The organism is Roseomonas sp. SRI_022 (assembly GCF_057586215.1).
Genome location: NZ_JBYCZL010000002.1, coordinates 236,238 through 251,621, shown reverse-complemented (window position 1 = coordinate 251,621; position 15,384 = coordinate 236,238). Strand labels below are relative to the sequence as shown.

Here is a 15,384-nt window from a genome sequence, read left to right as displayed (position 1 = left end):
ACGGAAGATCGCCTGGCGCTGCCGAGCAGAGAAAGCCGTAGAGCCCAGGAAGCGCAGGGACCGCCGCAATATTCCTCATTAAGACACTTGCGGGGATGGCGCGGTCAGGCTGCAACAGATGTTCTAGAGATATGGCGGTCAATGTCTGGTGCTCTCGGCGGGAAGGTGAAGCTCGGGTGGGCGCGGGACTACGCGACTTGGGGCGGGTCGCGCTTCTCACCGCGCGCCACGATCGTCAGTGATCCGTTCGGCAGCGGGCGTTGCAGATCCTTTGCTTCAGACCAATCCTCGCTCATCCATGTCTCGATCTCGTCGGGCGTGGTGAGGATCACCGGCATCGCCCTGGGGTGAATTGCTTTCACTTCAGTGTTGGGGTCAGTGGTGAGGAAGCCGAAGAGATCGATTGTCTCCTCGCCGGTCTTCACCTTCCGCACGCTCGTCCACTGCGGCACCCAAATCCCCGCGAAAAAAGTCAGTGGGCGGCTGTCGTCTCGGGCAAACCAGATATCGCCGCCGGCCTCCCGGTTGAACTCGCTGAAGGACGTGAAGGGCACCAGGCAGCGGTTCTCTACGCCTAGCCAGCGCTTCCAGTGCTTGGAAGGGGTGTTGCGAACGTTGGTAGTGCCGCCGTCAGGCTCCATCCGTAGCAGCTTGTCGAAGTCTACCGGCTTGCCCTTCGCCCGAAGCTTGTCGGCGCGTGTCGTCGCGGCTTTGAACAGAGCTTCCTTCGAACTGGGCATGCCCCACCGGACCATGGCCAGCTCGCGACCCGCAGCGGTGTTCCGCACGATTGGGGCCGTGTAGTCGGGGAACACGGCGGGCATCGGCTGTAGGTTGCCCGAGGTGTCGCGGAACGCTCGAGCAAGCTGAAGGATGGCCTGCTGATTCGAGACAATGCTGTAGAGGTTGCACATCAATGGACCTCAACGGGCAGAGCAGAGGGCGAGCATAGCTGTGGATAGGCGTGGAAGAAGGACCCCATTGAGGGGGTGATCGGCGTCCAAACGGGACCCCCTTGGTGATGGGGTTCACGGTGGTTCCTGGGATGACCGGGGGCCTGTTTCGGGATGCTGGTGGTGGAGACGGTAGCGAAGGTCTGAGGTGGTCCCCAACCGTCGGACAGTTTGACGGCCTGGATAAGCTCGGTCTGAACCGCCCTGGGTTTGTCGGAGGCTCCAACTCCTGAGAGGCTGGAGCGATGACGAGCAAGACGACGAACAAGTTTTCGCCTGAGGTTCGCGTCCGCGCGGTGCGGATGGTGCTGGAGCACGAGGCTCAGCACCCATCGCGCTGGGCGACGATCCTGTCGATCGCGGCCAAGATCGGCTGCACGGGCCAGACGCTGAACGAGTGGGTGAAACAGGCGGAGCGCGATACCGGGCGCAGGCCTGGGCCGACGACGGAGATGGCGGCCCGGCTCAAGGCGCTGGAGCGCGAGAACCGCGAGCTGCGCCAAGCCAACGAGATCCTGCGCAAGGCGTCGGCGTATTTCGCCCAGGCGGAGCTCGACCGCCGGTTCAAGCCATGATCGGCTTCATCGATGATCATCGTGGGGTTTATGGGGTCGAGCCGATCTGCAAGGTCCTGCCGATCGCCCCATCGACCTATCGCGCGCAGGTGGCCCGGCGGCGTGATCCGGCGAGGCTTCCGGCCCGGGCGCAGCGTGACGCCGCGCTGATGCCGGAGATCGATCGCGTGTTCGAGGAGAACTTCCGCGTCTATGGCGTGCGCAAGGTCTGGCGGCAGCTGAAGCGCGAGGGTCATGACCTGGCGCGGTGCACCGTCGCGCGCCTGATGCGCAGCATGGGCCTGCAGGGCGTGATCCGCGGCAAGCCAGTCAGGACCACGATCAGCGACAAGGCCGCACCTTGCCCGCTGGACCACGTGAACCGGCAGTTCAAGGCGCCGCGCCCGAACGCGCTGTGGGTCTCCGACTTCACCTATGTCGCGACCTGGTCGGGGTTCGCCTACGTCGCCTTCATCATCGACGCCTATGCGCGACGGATCGTCGGCTGGCGCGTGTCGCGGACCGCGCATACAGGCTTCGTACTGGATGCGCTGGAACAGGCCCTGCACGAGCGGCGCCCGCTGCATCGCGGCGGCCTCGTGCATCACAGCGACAGGGGCAGCCAGCCCGGGTTCAACCGATCATCGCAACACCTGTTTCCGCCAGGAGCAACGCTTCATCAAGGGCTTCTGCCGGCGTCTTCCAACTGAGCGTCTTACGCGGCCGTCCATTGAGCGCCGCAGCCACGGCGGCGAGTTCATCAGCGCTGTGCGCGCCCAGGTCCGTTCCCTTCGGGAAGTACTGCCGTAGCAGCCCGTTCGTGTTCTCGTTCGTGCCGCGCTGCCATGGGCTGCGTGGATCGCAGAAATACACCTGGATGCCGGCGTTGATCCGCAGTTGGGCATGCTCACTCATCTCTGCTCCCTGGTCCCAGGTCAGCGACCGTCGCAGCGCCTCCGGCAGCGTGGTAATCGTGCGCGTGATGGCGTCGCGCACCGCCAACGCGCCGTGCCCCGCGAGGGCTGGTCCGTTCTTGATCCGCGCTACGGTCTCATGGCCGGGCATCCGCGGCAGATGCAGCAACATCGTGAACCGCGTTGCGCGCTCCACCAGCGTGCCGATCGCCGAACTGCCGAGACCGAGGATCAGGTCCCCCTCCCAATGCCCCGGCACCGCCCGATCCGCTGCCTCCGCCGGGCGCTCGCTGATCAGGATGTCAGGCGTGACGTAGGACTTGCCCCGCCCTCTGCTCCGCGCCCGCGGTACACGCAGCGGTCGGCCGGTCCGCAGATAGGCCGTCAGCTCGCGCCTCAGCGCACCGCGTCCCTGGACGTAGAGCGATTGGTAGATGGCCTCGTGGCTGATCCGCATCGTCTCATCGCCAGGAAAGTCGAGCCACAGCCGCCTCGAGATCTGCTGCGGGCTCCATGCACGCGCCCAGCGCCGGGACCGTCGCTGCCCCTGGCGGCGGCCCTTCCAGGCCACCACCGGCCCAGCAAGTGCGGCCCCGTCCGGAGCAACGAGAGCGCCCGCCAGCCGCTCCTGCACATAGCTACGCAGCGTCGGGTTGGTGGCCAGCTTCGCTGGTTTCGGGCGCTGCGCTGCCCGCTCTGCATGCCATTGGGCCGTGGTGGCACGATACTCCAGGCCGCCGCTCCGGGTCGCGGCATTCCGCCGCAGTTCGCGCGAGATTGTCGATGGAGCCCGCCCTAGCCGCCGGGCGATCTCTCGCACCCCATGCCCCTGCGCTCGCCATAGCGCGATCTCCTCACGCTCCGCGAACGACAGATACCGTCCCGATGGCGTCTTCGATGCACACCTCAGTGTCGATGGTGGCATGCCTCCCGCCTCCCGGAACCAGCGGGACCCTACCGCTTGCGAGACCGCTACGCCGGTCGCCGCGTCTTCGCTGGACAGGCCCGCCGCAATCAGCGTCCAGAAGTGTCGTCGCTCCTCGCGCATCGCCACCCCTGGCCGGCCAGGTGAATACAGTTTGCCTCGCAGGGCTCGGCCCGAACGTCGCTTCCCGCTCCCCATCGCAACTCCCTCCATCAAGGCGTTGCGACGACCACGTGAATTCACCCAGTACGTCTCCATCCACTACACGGAACGCCTGGCAGAGGCCGGCATCGAGCCTTCCGTCGGCAGCGTCGGCGATAGCTATGACAACGCCTTGGCCGAAAGCATCAACGGTCTCTACAAGGCCGAGGTCATTCACCGGCGCGGCCCATGGCGCTCGCTCGAGGCCGTGGAATTCGCCACCCTCGAGTGGGTGGACTGGTTCAACCATCGGCGGCTCCTCGAGCCCATCGGCAATATCCCGCCGGCCGAGGCCGAAGCACTCTACTACGCGGCCCAGGAGACCCTGCTCCTGGCAGCGTAACCCATACCAATCAGCCTCCGACAAACCCGGGGCGGTTCAGACTCCGGTTCGGCACCCGATGATCCGGGTGCTACCAGCCCGAGCCCCGCGGATCAGCTTTCAGCAGGGCAGCGCGGTGCTCTCGGCGCACGCGACCATTCGCTCCGAAGCAGCGCGAAGCCAAGCGAAGGTCGCGATCGTCTTGCTGCTTTCTCGACAGAAGTCCCGAGTTACCGGCAGCTCAAGAGCCGGGGCCGCTTTCGCCCATCATCATTAGGTTGCCGGAACAGACCTTCTTGAGAAGCGTGGCGTCACGCTATGCGCAAGCTCGAAATGGCACATGCATACAACCAATTGGTGATGCTTGGCGATCGGCACTAATCTCAATTTATCTAGAATGACGCCAAAAAGAAACCTCGATGCGCGTCACAATGGAGTGGAGTGGATTCGATGGCAGTCATGGTCGCCGGCGATTTCGGTGTCGATATGGGCGTCTCCGACCCGAATGCGGGTTCGGGGCCTATGTACGTCGATTATGCAGACTTTGATGAATATCATGTAACCGATTACATGGGGCGTTCGATCGATTTCAACGGGGTTTTTTATTACGATTACTATGGAAATCTCACATCTGGCAATATTCGGGAGATGAGTGACTGGAACTACGGATCCATGATCTATGGGATCCGAGATATGAACATCACGGTCTCAGAGTATCTAAATGCACAATCGCTGGGTGGAGAAGCCCTGCGCGCTGCCATATTTCGCAGCAACGACATCCTGTACGGCGCCGATGCCACCGACATCTTGCAGGGCTATGGGGGTAATGACAGCGTTTTCGGCTTTGGCGGGAACGACACGATCCGTGGCGGAGACGGGGCCGATTGGATCGAGGGCGGAGCCGGCAATGACTGGATCGAGGGTGGTATCGGCACCGACGTGATTTTCGGCGGCAATGGCGCCGACACTTTGGCTGGGGGGGCAGGAAACGACGTCTACGTCGTCGATGCTCTCGACACCGTCGTTGAACTGGCGGGCGGCGGCGTCGACCGCGTCGAGACCGCGGGACACCACACCATGGCGGCGCAGGTTGAGAACCTGCTGCTGACTGGCGCTCTCAACACGGCTGGCGTTGGCAATACGCTGGCGAACGGAATCACCGGCAATACCGGCAACAATCTCCTGAATGGCGGCGCCGGCAACGACACGCTTTCGGGCGGCGCAGGCAACGATACCCTGGTCGGCGGCGCAGGCAGTGACAGCTTGATCGGCGGCGTCGGTGACGACGTTTACCGGATCGACGGCTTCGACACCGTTGTCGAACTGGCGGGCGGCGGCGTCGACCGCGTCGAGACCGCGGGACACCACACCATGGCGGCGCAGGTTGAGAACCTGCTGCTGACTGGCGCTCTCAACACGGCTGGCGTTGGCAATACGCTGGCGAACGGAATCACCGGCAATACCGGCAACAATCTCCTGAATGGCGGCGCCGGCAACGACACGCTTTCGGGCGGCGCAGGCAACGATACCCTGGTCGGCGGCGCAGGCAGTGACAGCTTGATCGGCGGCGTCGGTGACGACGTTTACCGGATCGACGGCTTCGACACCGTTGTCGAACTGGCGGGCGGCGGCGTCGACCGCGTCGAGACCGCGGGACACCACACCATGGCGGCGCAGGTTGAGAACCTGCTGCTGACTGGCGCTCTCAACACGGCTGGCGTTGGCAATACGCTGGCGAACGGAATCACCGGCAATACCGGCAACAATCTCCTGAATGGCGGCGCCGGCAACGACACGCTTTCAGGCGGCGCAGGCAACGATACGCTCCTCGGTGGCAATGGACAGGACGTGCTGCACGGCGAAGCCGGCGACGACGTCTTCCGTTACAGATTCGCCAGCGAGGGTGGCGACATCATTATCGGCTTCGCCTCGGGCCACGACGCCATCGCCCTCGATGCGAGCGGCTTCGGTGGCGGACTGGTGGCGGGGATGGACCTTGCTGCCTCTGGGCGCTTCTCAGCAAATGGATCGGGGATTGCAACCTCGGCGGCTGGGATCGGACAGGTCGTACTGAACACCACTACTGGTGCCCTAATCTGGGATGCTAACGGCGGTACGGTAGGCGGCACTACGACAATTGCAGTATTCGAAGGGGGATCGCCGTTTGGCTTCTCGGCGAATGATCTGGTGCTGATCGGCTGAAGTGACTGCTCGGCCCGGCGCGCGAAGTGCCGCGCCATCTCCTCCGGCAGGTGCAGGCGGTGTAGCGCATTTGTTTCCGCGACGCGGCCGATCTCGTTCACCGGTGTCCCTAGCCGGATCGCCGTCAGCACGTCGGCCAGAGGGCGGCTCTCCGGTGCGTGAAACTGGGCATCGGTTGTGGCCAGCAGCGGCACGGCGATGACCTAGGCCAGGGCGGCCAGGCGGCCGAGACGCGTCGGATCGCCGCCGTGCGACCGCCGCAAAACAGTGCGGCTCGGGCCCTGCGGTTGCCTTTGCGCAGATCGGCCTTGTCGGCTTTGACGGGCAGATCGAAGTCGAGGCTCTCAGGCTCTATGGCTTGCCCGAGGCGGCACCGGCGCTGCTATGCGGCACGGCTGCGCTGCCGATCGGACAACGGGAGTTCGCCGCGGAGGTGTCGTGGGGTCTGCCGAACTTGGCGCCGGGGGCGAACAGCTTACTCGCTGTCACCGTCAACGGCGCGCGGCAGGGGGATCTTGCGCATGCCGCGCTCGCTTCCTCGACGCGCTTCAACGAGCTCGACACCGCGGCGTGCTCCAACAACACCATCCGCGCCATGGCCAGGAACATCTCGCCGACGGCGACCTTCGATCTCGGCGCGGCGACACTGTCGGTCGGTGCGACGAAGCGGCGAGTGCCGTGAGCTGGATGGCGGGCGCGGGTCGCAATATCCGCACGCCCCTCCGACTATGCGGCCGGCCCGATGCTGGCCGGCCTGGTGGGCTCCAGCGGGTTCGCTGCCATTCCCCACCACCGCCCTCGATCCGCCCCGCTGTGCGGCGTCTCCGGCGGTCCCCGCGCTTTCGGGTCCGGGTCCCCATCGCGGAAGACCATAGAGGAGCGACTGCTTCCTGGTCACGGCCTACGATAAGCGGCGTGTTCCTTCGTGAATGTTCGACGCTCGACGACGCACCGTGGCACGCGTTCGGCGACGACCCTCGCGCAGATCGGCATCATCGGCTTTGACGGGCAGATCGATCTCGAAGCGCTGCGGTTGGCCGCGTTCATCGGCCGCCACGCCCTGGCCGGGCCGCGGGTGCATGCCGACGACACGCCGATGCCGATGCTCTCGCCCGGGCGTGGCAGGACGCAGACGGCACGGTTCTGGGCCTACCTGCGCGACGACCGGCCGTTCGGCGGGCGCGATCCGCCCGCGGTGCTCTACGAGTTCACGCCGGACCGGAAGGGCGAGCAACCGGCATCGGGCCCCGGCGTCGCGCCATCTGCGGCTTCTGGGGCAGGTGCTGAATGTCTGCCATGCCCGCCGCTGTTCTCCGGCAGACCACATCCAGTTTATTTGCGAGGCACTGGGCGTTCGTCGGCCGCCGGGCATCCAGAGCGGATCTTACAATCGACGCCCTGCGCGCCGGCGGCCCTGAACGAGGACAGCATGAAGAGCAGATCAGACGCCTGGGCGCAGGCCAGTTGGGAGTGACTGTCCGCCTGCTGCAGTAACCAGGTCCAACGCGTAGACCTCGATCCGGGGCGACGAAGGCAGCCGGAGCTCGAAAATCTCAACCAATCCGGCAGGTACTCCGGGTGGTCTTGGATAGACGAGCGCGACGTTGGGGCATCGATACGCTCCAGCGTAGGCCGCCAGCTGGTAGGCGTCCTCCCGGGCCACGCCTCGAGCGGCTGCGCTTGGATCCAAACGCTTCCACTTTGCGTCCAGCAATCGTTCTACGGCACCTCCCGCGGACACCACAGCAGCGTCAGGCCGAAGGCGGAAGGCCGGGCCATCGGTCGAACCTGCGAGATGCTGGGACGGCCCCTGCAGAACAACGCGCGAGTCCGCGCCGTTTGACCGCCATTCGCGCCGTAAACACGCCCCCACAAATGTCTCGAACAGGCGCTGCATGTCGAAGAGCAAACACAGACCTTCGACGCCGCCGGCTCGCACATCCGGGTAGAGGCCACGGAGAAACCAGGCGGCGCGCTGAAACACGGGCTTCCAGGCCAGCGTCAGCCGGCTGAACGGCAGGCGATCGATGTCCTCCGGAGAGCACGGAGCGTCCGAGATCTCAGCCAAACGGTGCAACAGCCCACTCACCGCCGTCCGGGCTTCAACCCTCATGGCCTGAGGCAGTAGCCTGACCAGGACTGCCTTCAGCGCGCGATTGTGGGGATTGTCGGGGGACAACTCGTCGAATCCACACCGCAATCGGCTGCGTTCCGCGGCCGTGCGGCGAATTTGCTCCGCCAAACGGAGACGCCCGCGCAAGGTCGGCAGATCGTCCTCGAAGGCTTGATAGGACCGGATCGCGCCACCCCGGAGGAGCCCGGAAATACGCGCGCAGAAGTCGAGGATGAACACATCGAGCAGGTGCAGCCGCTGCAGGCCGAGCGGGGCGGTGCCGGCATCATTGACCGCAAGCTCACCCGAGCTCCGGAGCATAGCTACCAGCACTCCTCGAGCCTGCACGTCGTCCGAGGCACCGACCTCGATCTTCGGCAGGATCTCCAGCACGAGGTCGCCCGCCCGGACAATTCCGGCAAACGGTCCTATCCGAACTCCGCCACGCTCCCAGGTGAGCGCACCGCGCGGCAACTGCGGCTCGAGCTTCACCAGCGCGCGCTGCTCCCCGGTGGTGAGCTCGCCGTCGCCGCCGACCCGGAGGAGGTCGCGTTCGCGAGCCGTCAGCACCGTCATTCTATCGGCTCGTAGATCTTCCGGACCGCGTCTGGTGTGATGTCTGATGCTGGTGTGACCGAGTAGTGGACACCCTCAGAAATATCGTCGTCTGCTCCAGCGAAGAGCTCCGCCGCGCTGACTGGCGTCTCCCGAACCAGCTGGTGCTCGGATGGCGCGGTGTGGTCGGCCAGTACGAGCCGAATGCGTCGCCAATCGTCGTAGAACAGCTCCTGCAGGAACGGCACGACCTCACGCGCAAGCACGCGCCGCAACGTCTCGAAATCACGGACCCGCACGAAACATGCGTGTCCAATCGTTTGATCCCGATGCGCTAGATGGGTGATGCGACGATTGAGAGCTGCCAGCAGGCTTCGCAGATCAATCTCGTCGCCGTCGCCGTCAGGGATGCGGCCGTTGCCGTCTGCGCCCGTGAGGGCGTTCGGCAAAGGGATAAGCTCCTCGAACTCGAAACGGCGCCGTAGCGCGGCGTCGAGAAGCGCGATGGACCGGTCCGCCGTGTTCATCGTGCCGACGACGTCGAGGTTCGCCGGGACGCCGAAAGCCTGACCCGAGTACGGCAGAGTCACTTCGAGGCCAGACATGAGTCGGCCGGCGCCGTCGTAGGCGGCGCGCTTGTCAGGTTCGAGAAGCGTGATCAACTCGCCGAAGATCTTGGCGATGTTCCCACGGTTAATTTCGTCGATGAACACCGCGTATCGCCGGTCCGGATCAGCCTTTGCTCGCTCACAGATCCTCTTGAACACGCCCGGGCGCACTTCGTATGCCACCGTCCCGTCCGGGCGGACCACCGGCCGGATGCCTTCTACAAAATCTTCGTAGCTGTAGTTCTGGTGGAAGGTGATGAACTCGAAGCGCCGTGCGACGTCGCCGCCGGCAGTTCGTCCCTCGTAGCTCGGGATGAAAACCGCCTGAATGCGGTGTGTCTTCCCGGTGCCGGGTGGACCATAGAGGATGATATTGCGGGGGGCAGACGGCCGGGTGGACGGCGGCGCGACGGTGGACCCTCCGACGTCGGGGTTGACGACCCCAACAGGCGGTAGGGCATTCCAAAGCTCTGCCAACGCTGATGCTGCGGCCGGGTCGATCTGTATCCCCGACCCCTGTGGGCTCCATTGCTGCTTCGGGAAACGCCCCGCCAGCGCATCTCGCGGAACGATCTCATCCCGCGCGGCGTCCCTTATCCCCGAGAACTGCACCTCGACAAAGCTGGCGACCTCGCCGGCCTCCGCTCGCGTTGGGTCGTAGTGGGGACCTTCGAACGGCGCCTTCACGATGGTGCCTGCCGCCACGATCCCCCGTGGCTCGCCGCCCGTTCGCGTGAGGTATGCTGCGTCGCCTTCCTTCGGTTTCGACGAAGCGCAGCGCCAAGGCCTAACGACCGGCTCGCCGCGGGCCGATGCAGCACGGTCTGCCGCGAGGCTTTCCCAGGCCCAATTCTGCGGGTTCCAGCTGAGGAGCCAGCTTCGGACCGCCGCATCCTCCTTCCACCGCGCCTCAAAAGGAGGACGATAGAAGTCGATTTCAGGTGTCCCGTTCTCCTTCTCGAGGCGCGCTCGGATCTCGAGCAGTGTGCGATTGCGCTTCTCGTCATCCCAAGAGCGAACCTCTGAAGCCGGCAAGCCCATGAAGGCTTCGACGATCCGGCGCTTGTCGCGACCCGACGCTATGCGTTCGAAATGGTCCGGGAAGAGGAGGTGACGAATTATGTGGCGGAACTGTCGCTTGCCCTGCTGCGGCACGCCGTCGAGCCAGCGCGAGAAGCCCCAAGGATCCGAGAGAACGGTCTCCCTCGCGGCGGGCTCGAGGTGCTTGAAGGCCCGAGCAATGGTCAGCAGGTAGGAAAGCTCGCGCCAGCGGTGCGCATTAAACCCCGGACCACCGGATCCAAGGCCCCCGAGGACGGTGTCGGTGAGGCGCGGATGGCCTGGTGGCAGATCTTCGCCGCCCCACGACCATACCGTTAGCACCGTCTCTCGCTTTCGGTCCGCGGACACGTTGCTGGGGAATAGCAGCAGGATCCAGATCGCCTCGGCCATCAGGCGGCGTCCTGCCGGAGACGCCTCCTGCAGCTGGCCCTGAAGCTTTTCCAGGAACGTACCGTCACCTTCGTCGAGATTCTGAACGAACACCCGATCAAGTTCGTCCAGGTGCTCTTTGGTCCAGAGCGGTTCGCCCTCTCTGAGAATCGAAGCGTCGCCAACGAAGCATTGATCCCGCCAGTCCACAGCGGCAGACAGCACAGCGTTCGCGTCGTGATGGGGATTGAAACGCGACATTGGTTAGCATTGTCCTTGGGTGGGATTTGAGGTCAGGAGTGTGACAAGTTGGAGTGCCCCCCGAGCGGACACACGGCTTGGGTTGCTGGCTGCTCAGCGATGAACTCACGAGGCGAGAGTATCTGCAAGCCGTTGTGAGGCTGGACGGCGTTGTAATCCTGGAACCAGGCGAGGAGTTGCTGCAGGACGGAGATCGCATCCGGCCGCGGGTTCACCCGGACGTGGTCGCGCTTGTCGGCGGGCAATGTCGCAGGCGCCATGCTGCGAAAGGGTAAGGATGCAATGGGAAGGATGGCCAGGCGCCAGGTGGCGTCAGACGCCCAGCGTGAGGGGGTTGACACCGAGGGCATGAGGCTGGGCGCCTCGACCATGATGAGAAGCCCCTGGTGAAATTCAGGGGCTTCTTGTTGTTCACCGGAAATCCGTAGTATCGCGGACCCTAGAAGACCAATTCGCTGAAGGCCTCTGCCGGCGTCATGAAAACGGAATGGGCGCCATCTTTCTTCGGCAAGCTCATATCTCGTCATTCCGATTGGCATCTTCGGCTGATCGATGACGAGTTCGAGCTCACGCTCGGGCGGGATACCATTCGTGCGGGGGTATACGCTGCGGATCCGCCGGTCGTCCGGCTGGGGCTGTTCTGGAGCGCGATTTCCTTTCCGATTATGAAAGGGATGACCGTCCGGCTGAATGGGCTGCCGAACTCTGGCGGTCGGTCTCTCGCCGTCGCAATCGCGCGCGTGCTCCGGACCGCAGAGGCCCGGAAGGTCGACGCGGCGTACGGCAAGATCGCGGCGTGGCTGGAGCAGATCCGCGATGTCCTCCGCGCCGCCGCCAGCAAGCGGCGATGGATATCTCATGAGGAGCAATTGGTCATCGAGGGACTGCGGCCGGACGTCGATCTCAGCGTGTTGCGGCCCATCCTTCGCGATGACAAGTACACTCCCTATCTCCGCAATCCGGTTCCGAAGATCGACGAGGCTTTCCGGCTGATCGAGAGCAAGTGGACGCCGCCCTGGGGTGCGATCAACGAGGAGCACACGAAGAAAGAGCTAGTCGCGTCGAAAGGTCTCTTCGATCGCGTCGAGAGCCGCCCACTCACCGAGGAGCAGGCTCGCGCTGTGATCTGCTTCGACAACCGCGTTCAGGTGGTGGCCTCGGCAGGCTCGGGGAAAACCTCGACCATGGTCGCGCGAGCGGCCTACGCGATCGAGCGAGGTTTCGTTGAGCCGCATGAAGTCATCATGCTCGCGTTCAACAAAGCGGCCGCGGAGGAGCTTGGCGAGAGGACATCGGCAGCTTTCGCTCGACTGGGAAGAGATGACGTCGCGGTGCCCGCGTCGACATTCCACGCCCTCGGGCTCCAAATCATCGCCAGGGCGACGGGGAAGAAGCCAACCGTGCCCGAGTGGGCGATCGATCAGCAGAGTGCTTTACGCAAGCTGGCGTGGCTGATCGGCAGGATCAAAGACCGCAACCCGGCCTTTCGAGCACGATGGGACCTCTTCCGGATCGTGCTAGCTAAGGATCTTCCCGCACCAGCACCGGGCACTTCGGACCCACCACCAATCCCCATCACGCTCGACGGAAGACGCGTTAAGAGCCACGGGGAGCGGCTCATCTGCGACTGGCTCTTCTACCAAGGCGTTCGATACCAATACGAGAAGCCTTATGAATTCGACACGGCGACCGAAACCTATCGGCAGTATCATCCGGATTTCTACTACCCCGAGATCCGGCTATATCATGAGCATTTGGCTTTCGATAAACACGGCCGCCCGCCTCCAAAATTTCAAGGCTACATGGAGAGCGTTCAGTGGAAACGCGCATTACACGCAGCCAAGAAGACTGATCTTATCGAGACGACATTTTACGAGATCATCAATCTGTCATTCGAATATCTCGAGACGGAGCTAACGAGGCGCGGCTTGGTGCTCGATCCCAATCCGGAACGGCGCGCCGTTGGGGATCCTCCGGTGCCCGAGGGCGCTGTGATTGGGCTCATCCGCACTTTCGTTACGCACATGAAGAGTAACAGCCTCTCCGTCGCGGCCATCCGCACGCGGGTTGAGACCATGCCTGATGACTCGTTCAGAGTTCGCTATCGCGTCTTCTTGGATATCGTGGAGGAGGTCGCGAAAGCCTGGGATAACGCCCTGGCGGCCGAGGGCGGCATCGACTTCGAGGACATGCTCAATCGCGCGGCCGATGTCCTGGAGGAGGGCCTGGTCGACCCGCCGTTCCGACTCGTCCTCGCCGATGAATTCCAGGATGCCTCCAAGGCTCGGGCCCGCCTGTGCCGCGCCCTGGTGTCCAAGCCCCATCGCTACCTGCTCGCTGTCGGCGACGATTGGCAGTCAATCAATCGCTTCGCGGGTGCCGACGTCTCCGTCATGACGAAGTTCTCCGAGACGTTTGGAACCGGGCAGACCCTCAAGCTCGAGAAGACCTTCCGGTGCCCCCAAGAGATCTGCGACATCTCGAGTGAGTTCGTCTCGAAAAACCCTGCGCAGCTGCGCAAGAAGGTGGAGTCAGTCGTCGGCAGCCGACCAGACTCTGTCCGAGCCTTCGAGGCCCCGAGCCAATTCGACCTCCTCAACGCGATTACGGCTTACCTCGACATCCTCCGGTCGGAGCTCCTCGCCGACGAAGCGGGCGTCCAGGGCGGCAAGAAGGCCACCGTCAAGATCCTGGGCCGCTATAACAACGACAAGCGATATCTGCCCGAAAACTGGAAGTCCCGGTTCGGCGATGTCATGGATATCTCGTTCCTGACAGTGCACCGATCCAAGGGGAGCGAGGCCGACTACATCATATTGCCAGCGATGGTCGAACGAGGATTTCCCAACCAGCGCGCGGACGACAGCATACTGACGCTCGCGATGCCGGATGGTGACAGCTTTCCGTACAGCGAGGAGCGACGCCTATTCTACGTCGCACTGACTCGCGCGCGGAAATCTGTGGCGATGTTCACTGCCCGGGGAAAGCGATCGTCGTTCCTGGGGGAGATCATGCCGCCGGGGTCGATCATCTCGCTCGGCGAGGACGGATATCCGAAGCGTCCGCCGGCCCCGGTGATCGCCATCGATGAGCGGGACATTCCTTTCTAACGCCCGCTCGCCGCCAGACGTCATCCCATTCCACAGCGGCGAAGGTCATCCAAGATTTCCAGGGCAGTGACGTGCTCCCCTGAACGTCTCCAGTCAGACGGAGAGTCCTCTGCGTTGATGACTAATGGTTGAGGTGATGGCAACGGGGTTGGGGGCATGGCCTGGCCAGAGAATTTCGTTCCTGGGTTCCCACCGCTGCAGCGGTAGGAACTGGAAATTGAAATTCTCTGGCAGCGTTCCGCTGCTCCATCATTCTCACGCTCCGGCGTCCGATGTGCTCACGCCAGGATGGGATCGACACCCGCGGTCTGCGGGCCGACATCCTTCACGGCGCGCAGAAACAGCTCGACCGGCCCTGGCATCCAGCGCCCCTTCAGCGTCAGCGCCGCGATCGCTCCTTCACTGTCCTCCACCGTGATGTCGAGCGCGCGCAGCCACGGCGCGTTGATGGGGTGGTGCAGCATCGTCCGCGGAAGCATCGAGATGTAGTGCCCACCAGCGATCAGGCTGAGGCGCATCGAGATGGACACCGAGGTCACGGCCGCCGTCGGCAATGGCAGCCCTTCCCGCCGGAACGCAGCGGCGACCAGCCGTCCCAGGAAGGTGTCCGGCGGCGACAGTGTCCAGGGCTGATCCATCACCCCTGCAAGCGTCAGCCCCTTGCGGCGCAGCAGCGGGTTTCGGCGCTCCGCCACCGCCACCAGCGGCACCCGAAACAGCCAGGCGGCGTCGAGATCCTCGTCCGCCCCGCTGAGGCCGTAGCGCGTCACCACCACATCCAGCCGCCGCGCGCGCAGATCGGCCAGCAGTGAACCGGTGTCGCTGATCGTCACCTCGAAGGTGATACGCGGCCGGTCGCTGGCGACCGCGCGGATCGCCTCGGCGATTGTGACGGTCATGGGTTCCGTCGTGCCTATCCGCACCTCGCCGACAGTCGGGTCGGCAAGATGCGCGAGGTCTCGCGCGCCCTGACCGAGTTCGTCGAGAATGGCCCGTGCCCGCGCGGCCATCGCATCGCCAAACACCGTGGGCCTGACGCCGCGCGCATCGCGTTCCAGCAGCGGCACGCCGAGCTCCGCCTCCATCTCCTGCATCGCCTTGGACACGGCGGGCTGGGTCAGGGCGAGGACTCCGGCCGCCTTGGCCATGCTGCCGCTTTCCAGCACGACCAGCAGAGTGTGCAGGTCGCGCAGCCGCAGCCGGCGGGCCAGGCGCGAGGCGAGCAACGGGTCCAT

At 64.3% G+C, this 15,384-nt stretch carries 8 protein-coding genes, 3 pseudogenes and 1 other annotated feature; of the genes and pseudogenes, 6 read left to right on the top strand and 5 right to left on the bottom strand.

The window, feature by feature from the left end; all coding sequences use genetic code 11:
• Positions 1 to 188 precede the first annotated feature (188 nt).
• Positions 189 to 914, bottom strand: a complete 726-nt coding sequence (locus AC2YHJ_RS02925; protein ID WP_487393843.1) for an SOS response-associated peptidase — start codon at positions 912 to 914, stop codon at positions 189 to 191.
• Between the two features lie 284 nt (positions 915 to 1,198).
• Between AC2YHJ_RS02925 and AC2YHJ_RS02920 the strand changes: the two are divergent.
• Positions 1,199 to 2,175: pseudogene (locus tag AC2YHJ_RS02920) on the top strand (IS3 family transposase); the annotation flags it as partial.
• Positions 1,483 to 1,599: a sequence feature (AL1L pseudoknot), on the top strand. Its footprint overlaps the pseudogene before it by 117 nt.
• On the opposite strand, the gene AC2YHJ_RS02915 reads toward AC2YHJ_RS02920, so the two are convergent.
• Complete coding sequence (locus AC2YHJ_RS02915; protein WP_487393842.1) at positions 2,141 to 3,544, bottom strand: IS30 family transposase; 1,404 nt, start codon at positions 3,542 to 3,544, stop codon at positions 2,141 to 2,143. The pseudogene AC2YHJ_RS02920 and the gene AC2YHJ_RS02915 overlap by 35 nt on opposite strands.
• Positions 3,545 to 3,587: 43 nt before the next feature.
• On the opposite strand from AC2YHJ_RS02915, the pseudogene AC2YHJ_RS02910 reads away from it, so the two are divergent.
• The 4 genes and pseudogenes from AC2YHJ_RS02910 to AC2YHJ_RS02895 all read left to right on the top strand — a co-directional run.
• Positions 3,588 to 3,890 (top strand): annotated as a pseudogene (locus tag AC2YHJ_RS02910) (integrase core domain-containing protein); the annotation flags it as partial.
• A 429-nt stretch (positions 3,891 to 4,319) separates the two neighbouring features.
• Complete coding sequence (locus AC2YHJ_RS02905) at positions 4,320 to 6,071, top strand: calcium-binding protein (protein ID WP_487393841.1); 1,752 nt, start codon at positions 4,320 to 4,322, stop codon at positions 6,069 to 6,071.
• 358 nt (positions 6,072 to 6,429) lie between these two features.
• Positions 6,430 to 6,753, top strand: coding sequence for a hypothetical protein (locus AC2YHJ_RS02900; RefSeq protein ID WP_487393840.1), 324 nt, complete (start codon positions 6,430 to 6,432; stop codon positions 6,751 to 6,753).
• Positions 6,754 to 7,104: 351 nt separating this feature from the next.
• Positions 7,105 to 7,308: pseudogene (locus AC2YHJ_RS02895) on the top strand (IS66 family transposase); the annotation flags it as partial.
• Between the two features lie 204 nt (positions 7,309 to 7,512).
• Here the strand turns inward: AC2YHJ_RS02895 and AC2YHJ_RS02890 are convergent.
• Both AC2YHJ_RS02890 and AC2YHJ_RS02885 read right to left on the bottom strand, forming a co-directional pair.
• On the bottom strand, positions 7,513 to 8,760 hold the full coding sequence (locus tag AC2YHJ_RS02890; RefSeq protein ID WP_487393838.1) for an McrC family protein: 1,248 nt from the start codon (positions 8,758 to 8,760) through the stop codon (positions 7,513 to 7,515).
• The gene (locus tag AC2YHJ_RS02885) at positions 8,757 to 11,039 is read right to left on the bottom strand and encodes an McrB family protein (protein WP_487393837.1); all 2,283 of its coding nucleotides are present in this window, start codon (positions 11,037 to 11,039) and stop codon (positions 8,757 to 8,759) included. The genes AC2YHJ_RS02890 and AC2YHJ_RS02885 overlap by 4 nt, the downstream gene beginning before the upstream one ends.
• 476 nt (positions 11,040 to 11,515) lie before the next feature.
• Here AC2YHJ_RS02885 and AC2YHJ_RS02880 point away from each other — a divergent pair, with 476 nt between their 5' ends.
• On the top strand, positions 11,516 to 14,149 hold the full coding sequence (locus AC2YHJ_RS02880) for a UvrD-helicase domain-containing protein (protein ID WP_487393836.1): 2,634 nt from the start codon (positions 11,516 to 11,518) through the stop codon (positions 14,147 to 14,149).
• A 278-nt stretch (positions 14,150 to 14,427) separates the two neighbouring features.
• Here AC2YHJ_RS02880 and AC2YHJ_RS02875 read toward each other — a convergent pair whose 3' ends face one another.
• Entirely contained in the window at positions 14,428 to 15,384 is a 957-nt protein-coding gene (locus tag AC2YHJ_RS02875; RefSeq protein WP_487393834.1) for a LysR family transcriptional regulator, read from the bottom strand.

What these genes read in the sequence shown, in the direction of transcription:
- AC2YHJ_RS02925 (WP_487393843.1), bottom strand. Translation starts at nt 914, where the DNA reads ATGTGCAACCTCTACAGCATTGTCTCGAATCAGCAGGCCATCCTTCAG.
- AC2YHJ_RS02915 (WP_487393842.1), bottom strand. Translation starts at nt 3,544, where the DNA reads ATGGGGAGCGGGAAGCGACGTTCGGGCCGAGCCCTGCGAGGCAAACTG.
- AC2YHJ_RS02905 (WP_487393841.1), top strand. Translation starts at nt 4,320, where the DNA reads ATGGCAGTCATGGTCGCCGGCGATTTCGGTGTCGATATGGGCGTCTCC.
- AC2YHJ_RS02890 (WP_487393838.1), bottom strand. Translation starts at nt 8,760, where the DNA reads ATGACGGTGCTGACGGCTCGCGAACGCGACCTCCTCCGGGTCGGCGGC.
- AC2YHJ_RS02885 (WP_487393837.1), bottom strand. Translation starts at nt 11,039, where the DNA reads ATGTCGCGTTTCAATCCCCATCACGACGCGAACGCTGTGCTGTCTGCC.
- AC2YHJ_RS02880 (WP_487393836.1), top strand. Translation starts at nt 11,516, where the DNA reads ATGAAAACGGAATGGGCGCCATCTTTCTTCGGCAAGCTCATATCTCGT.
- AC2YHJ_RS02875 (WP_487393834.1), bottom strand. Translation starts at nt 15,384, where the DNA reads ATGGACCCGTTGCTCGCCTCGCGCCTGGCCCGCCGGCTGCGGCTGCGC.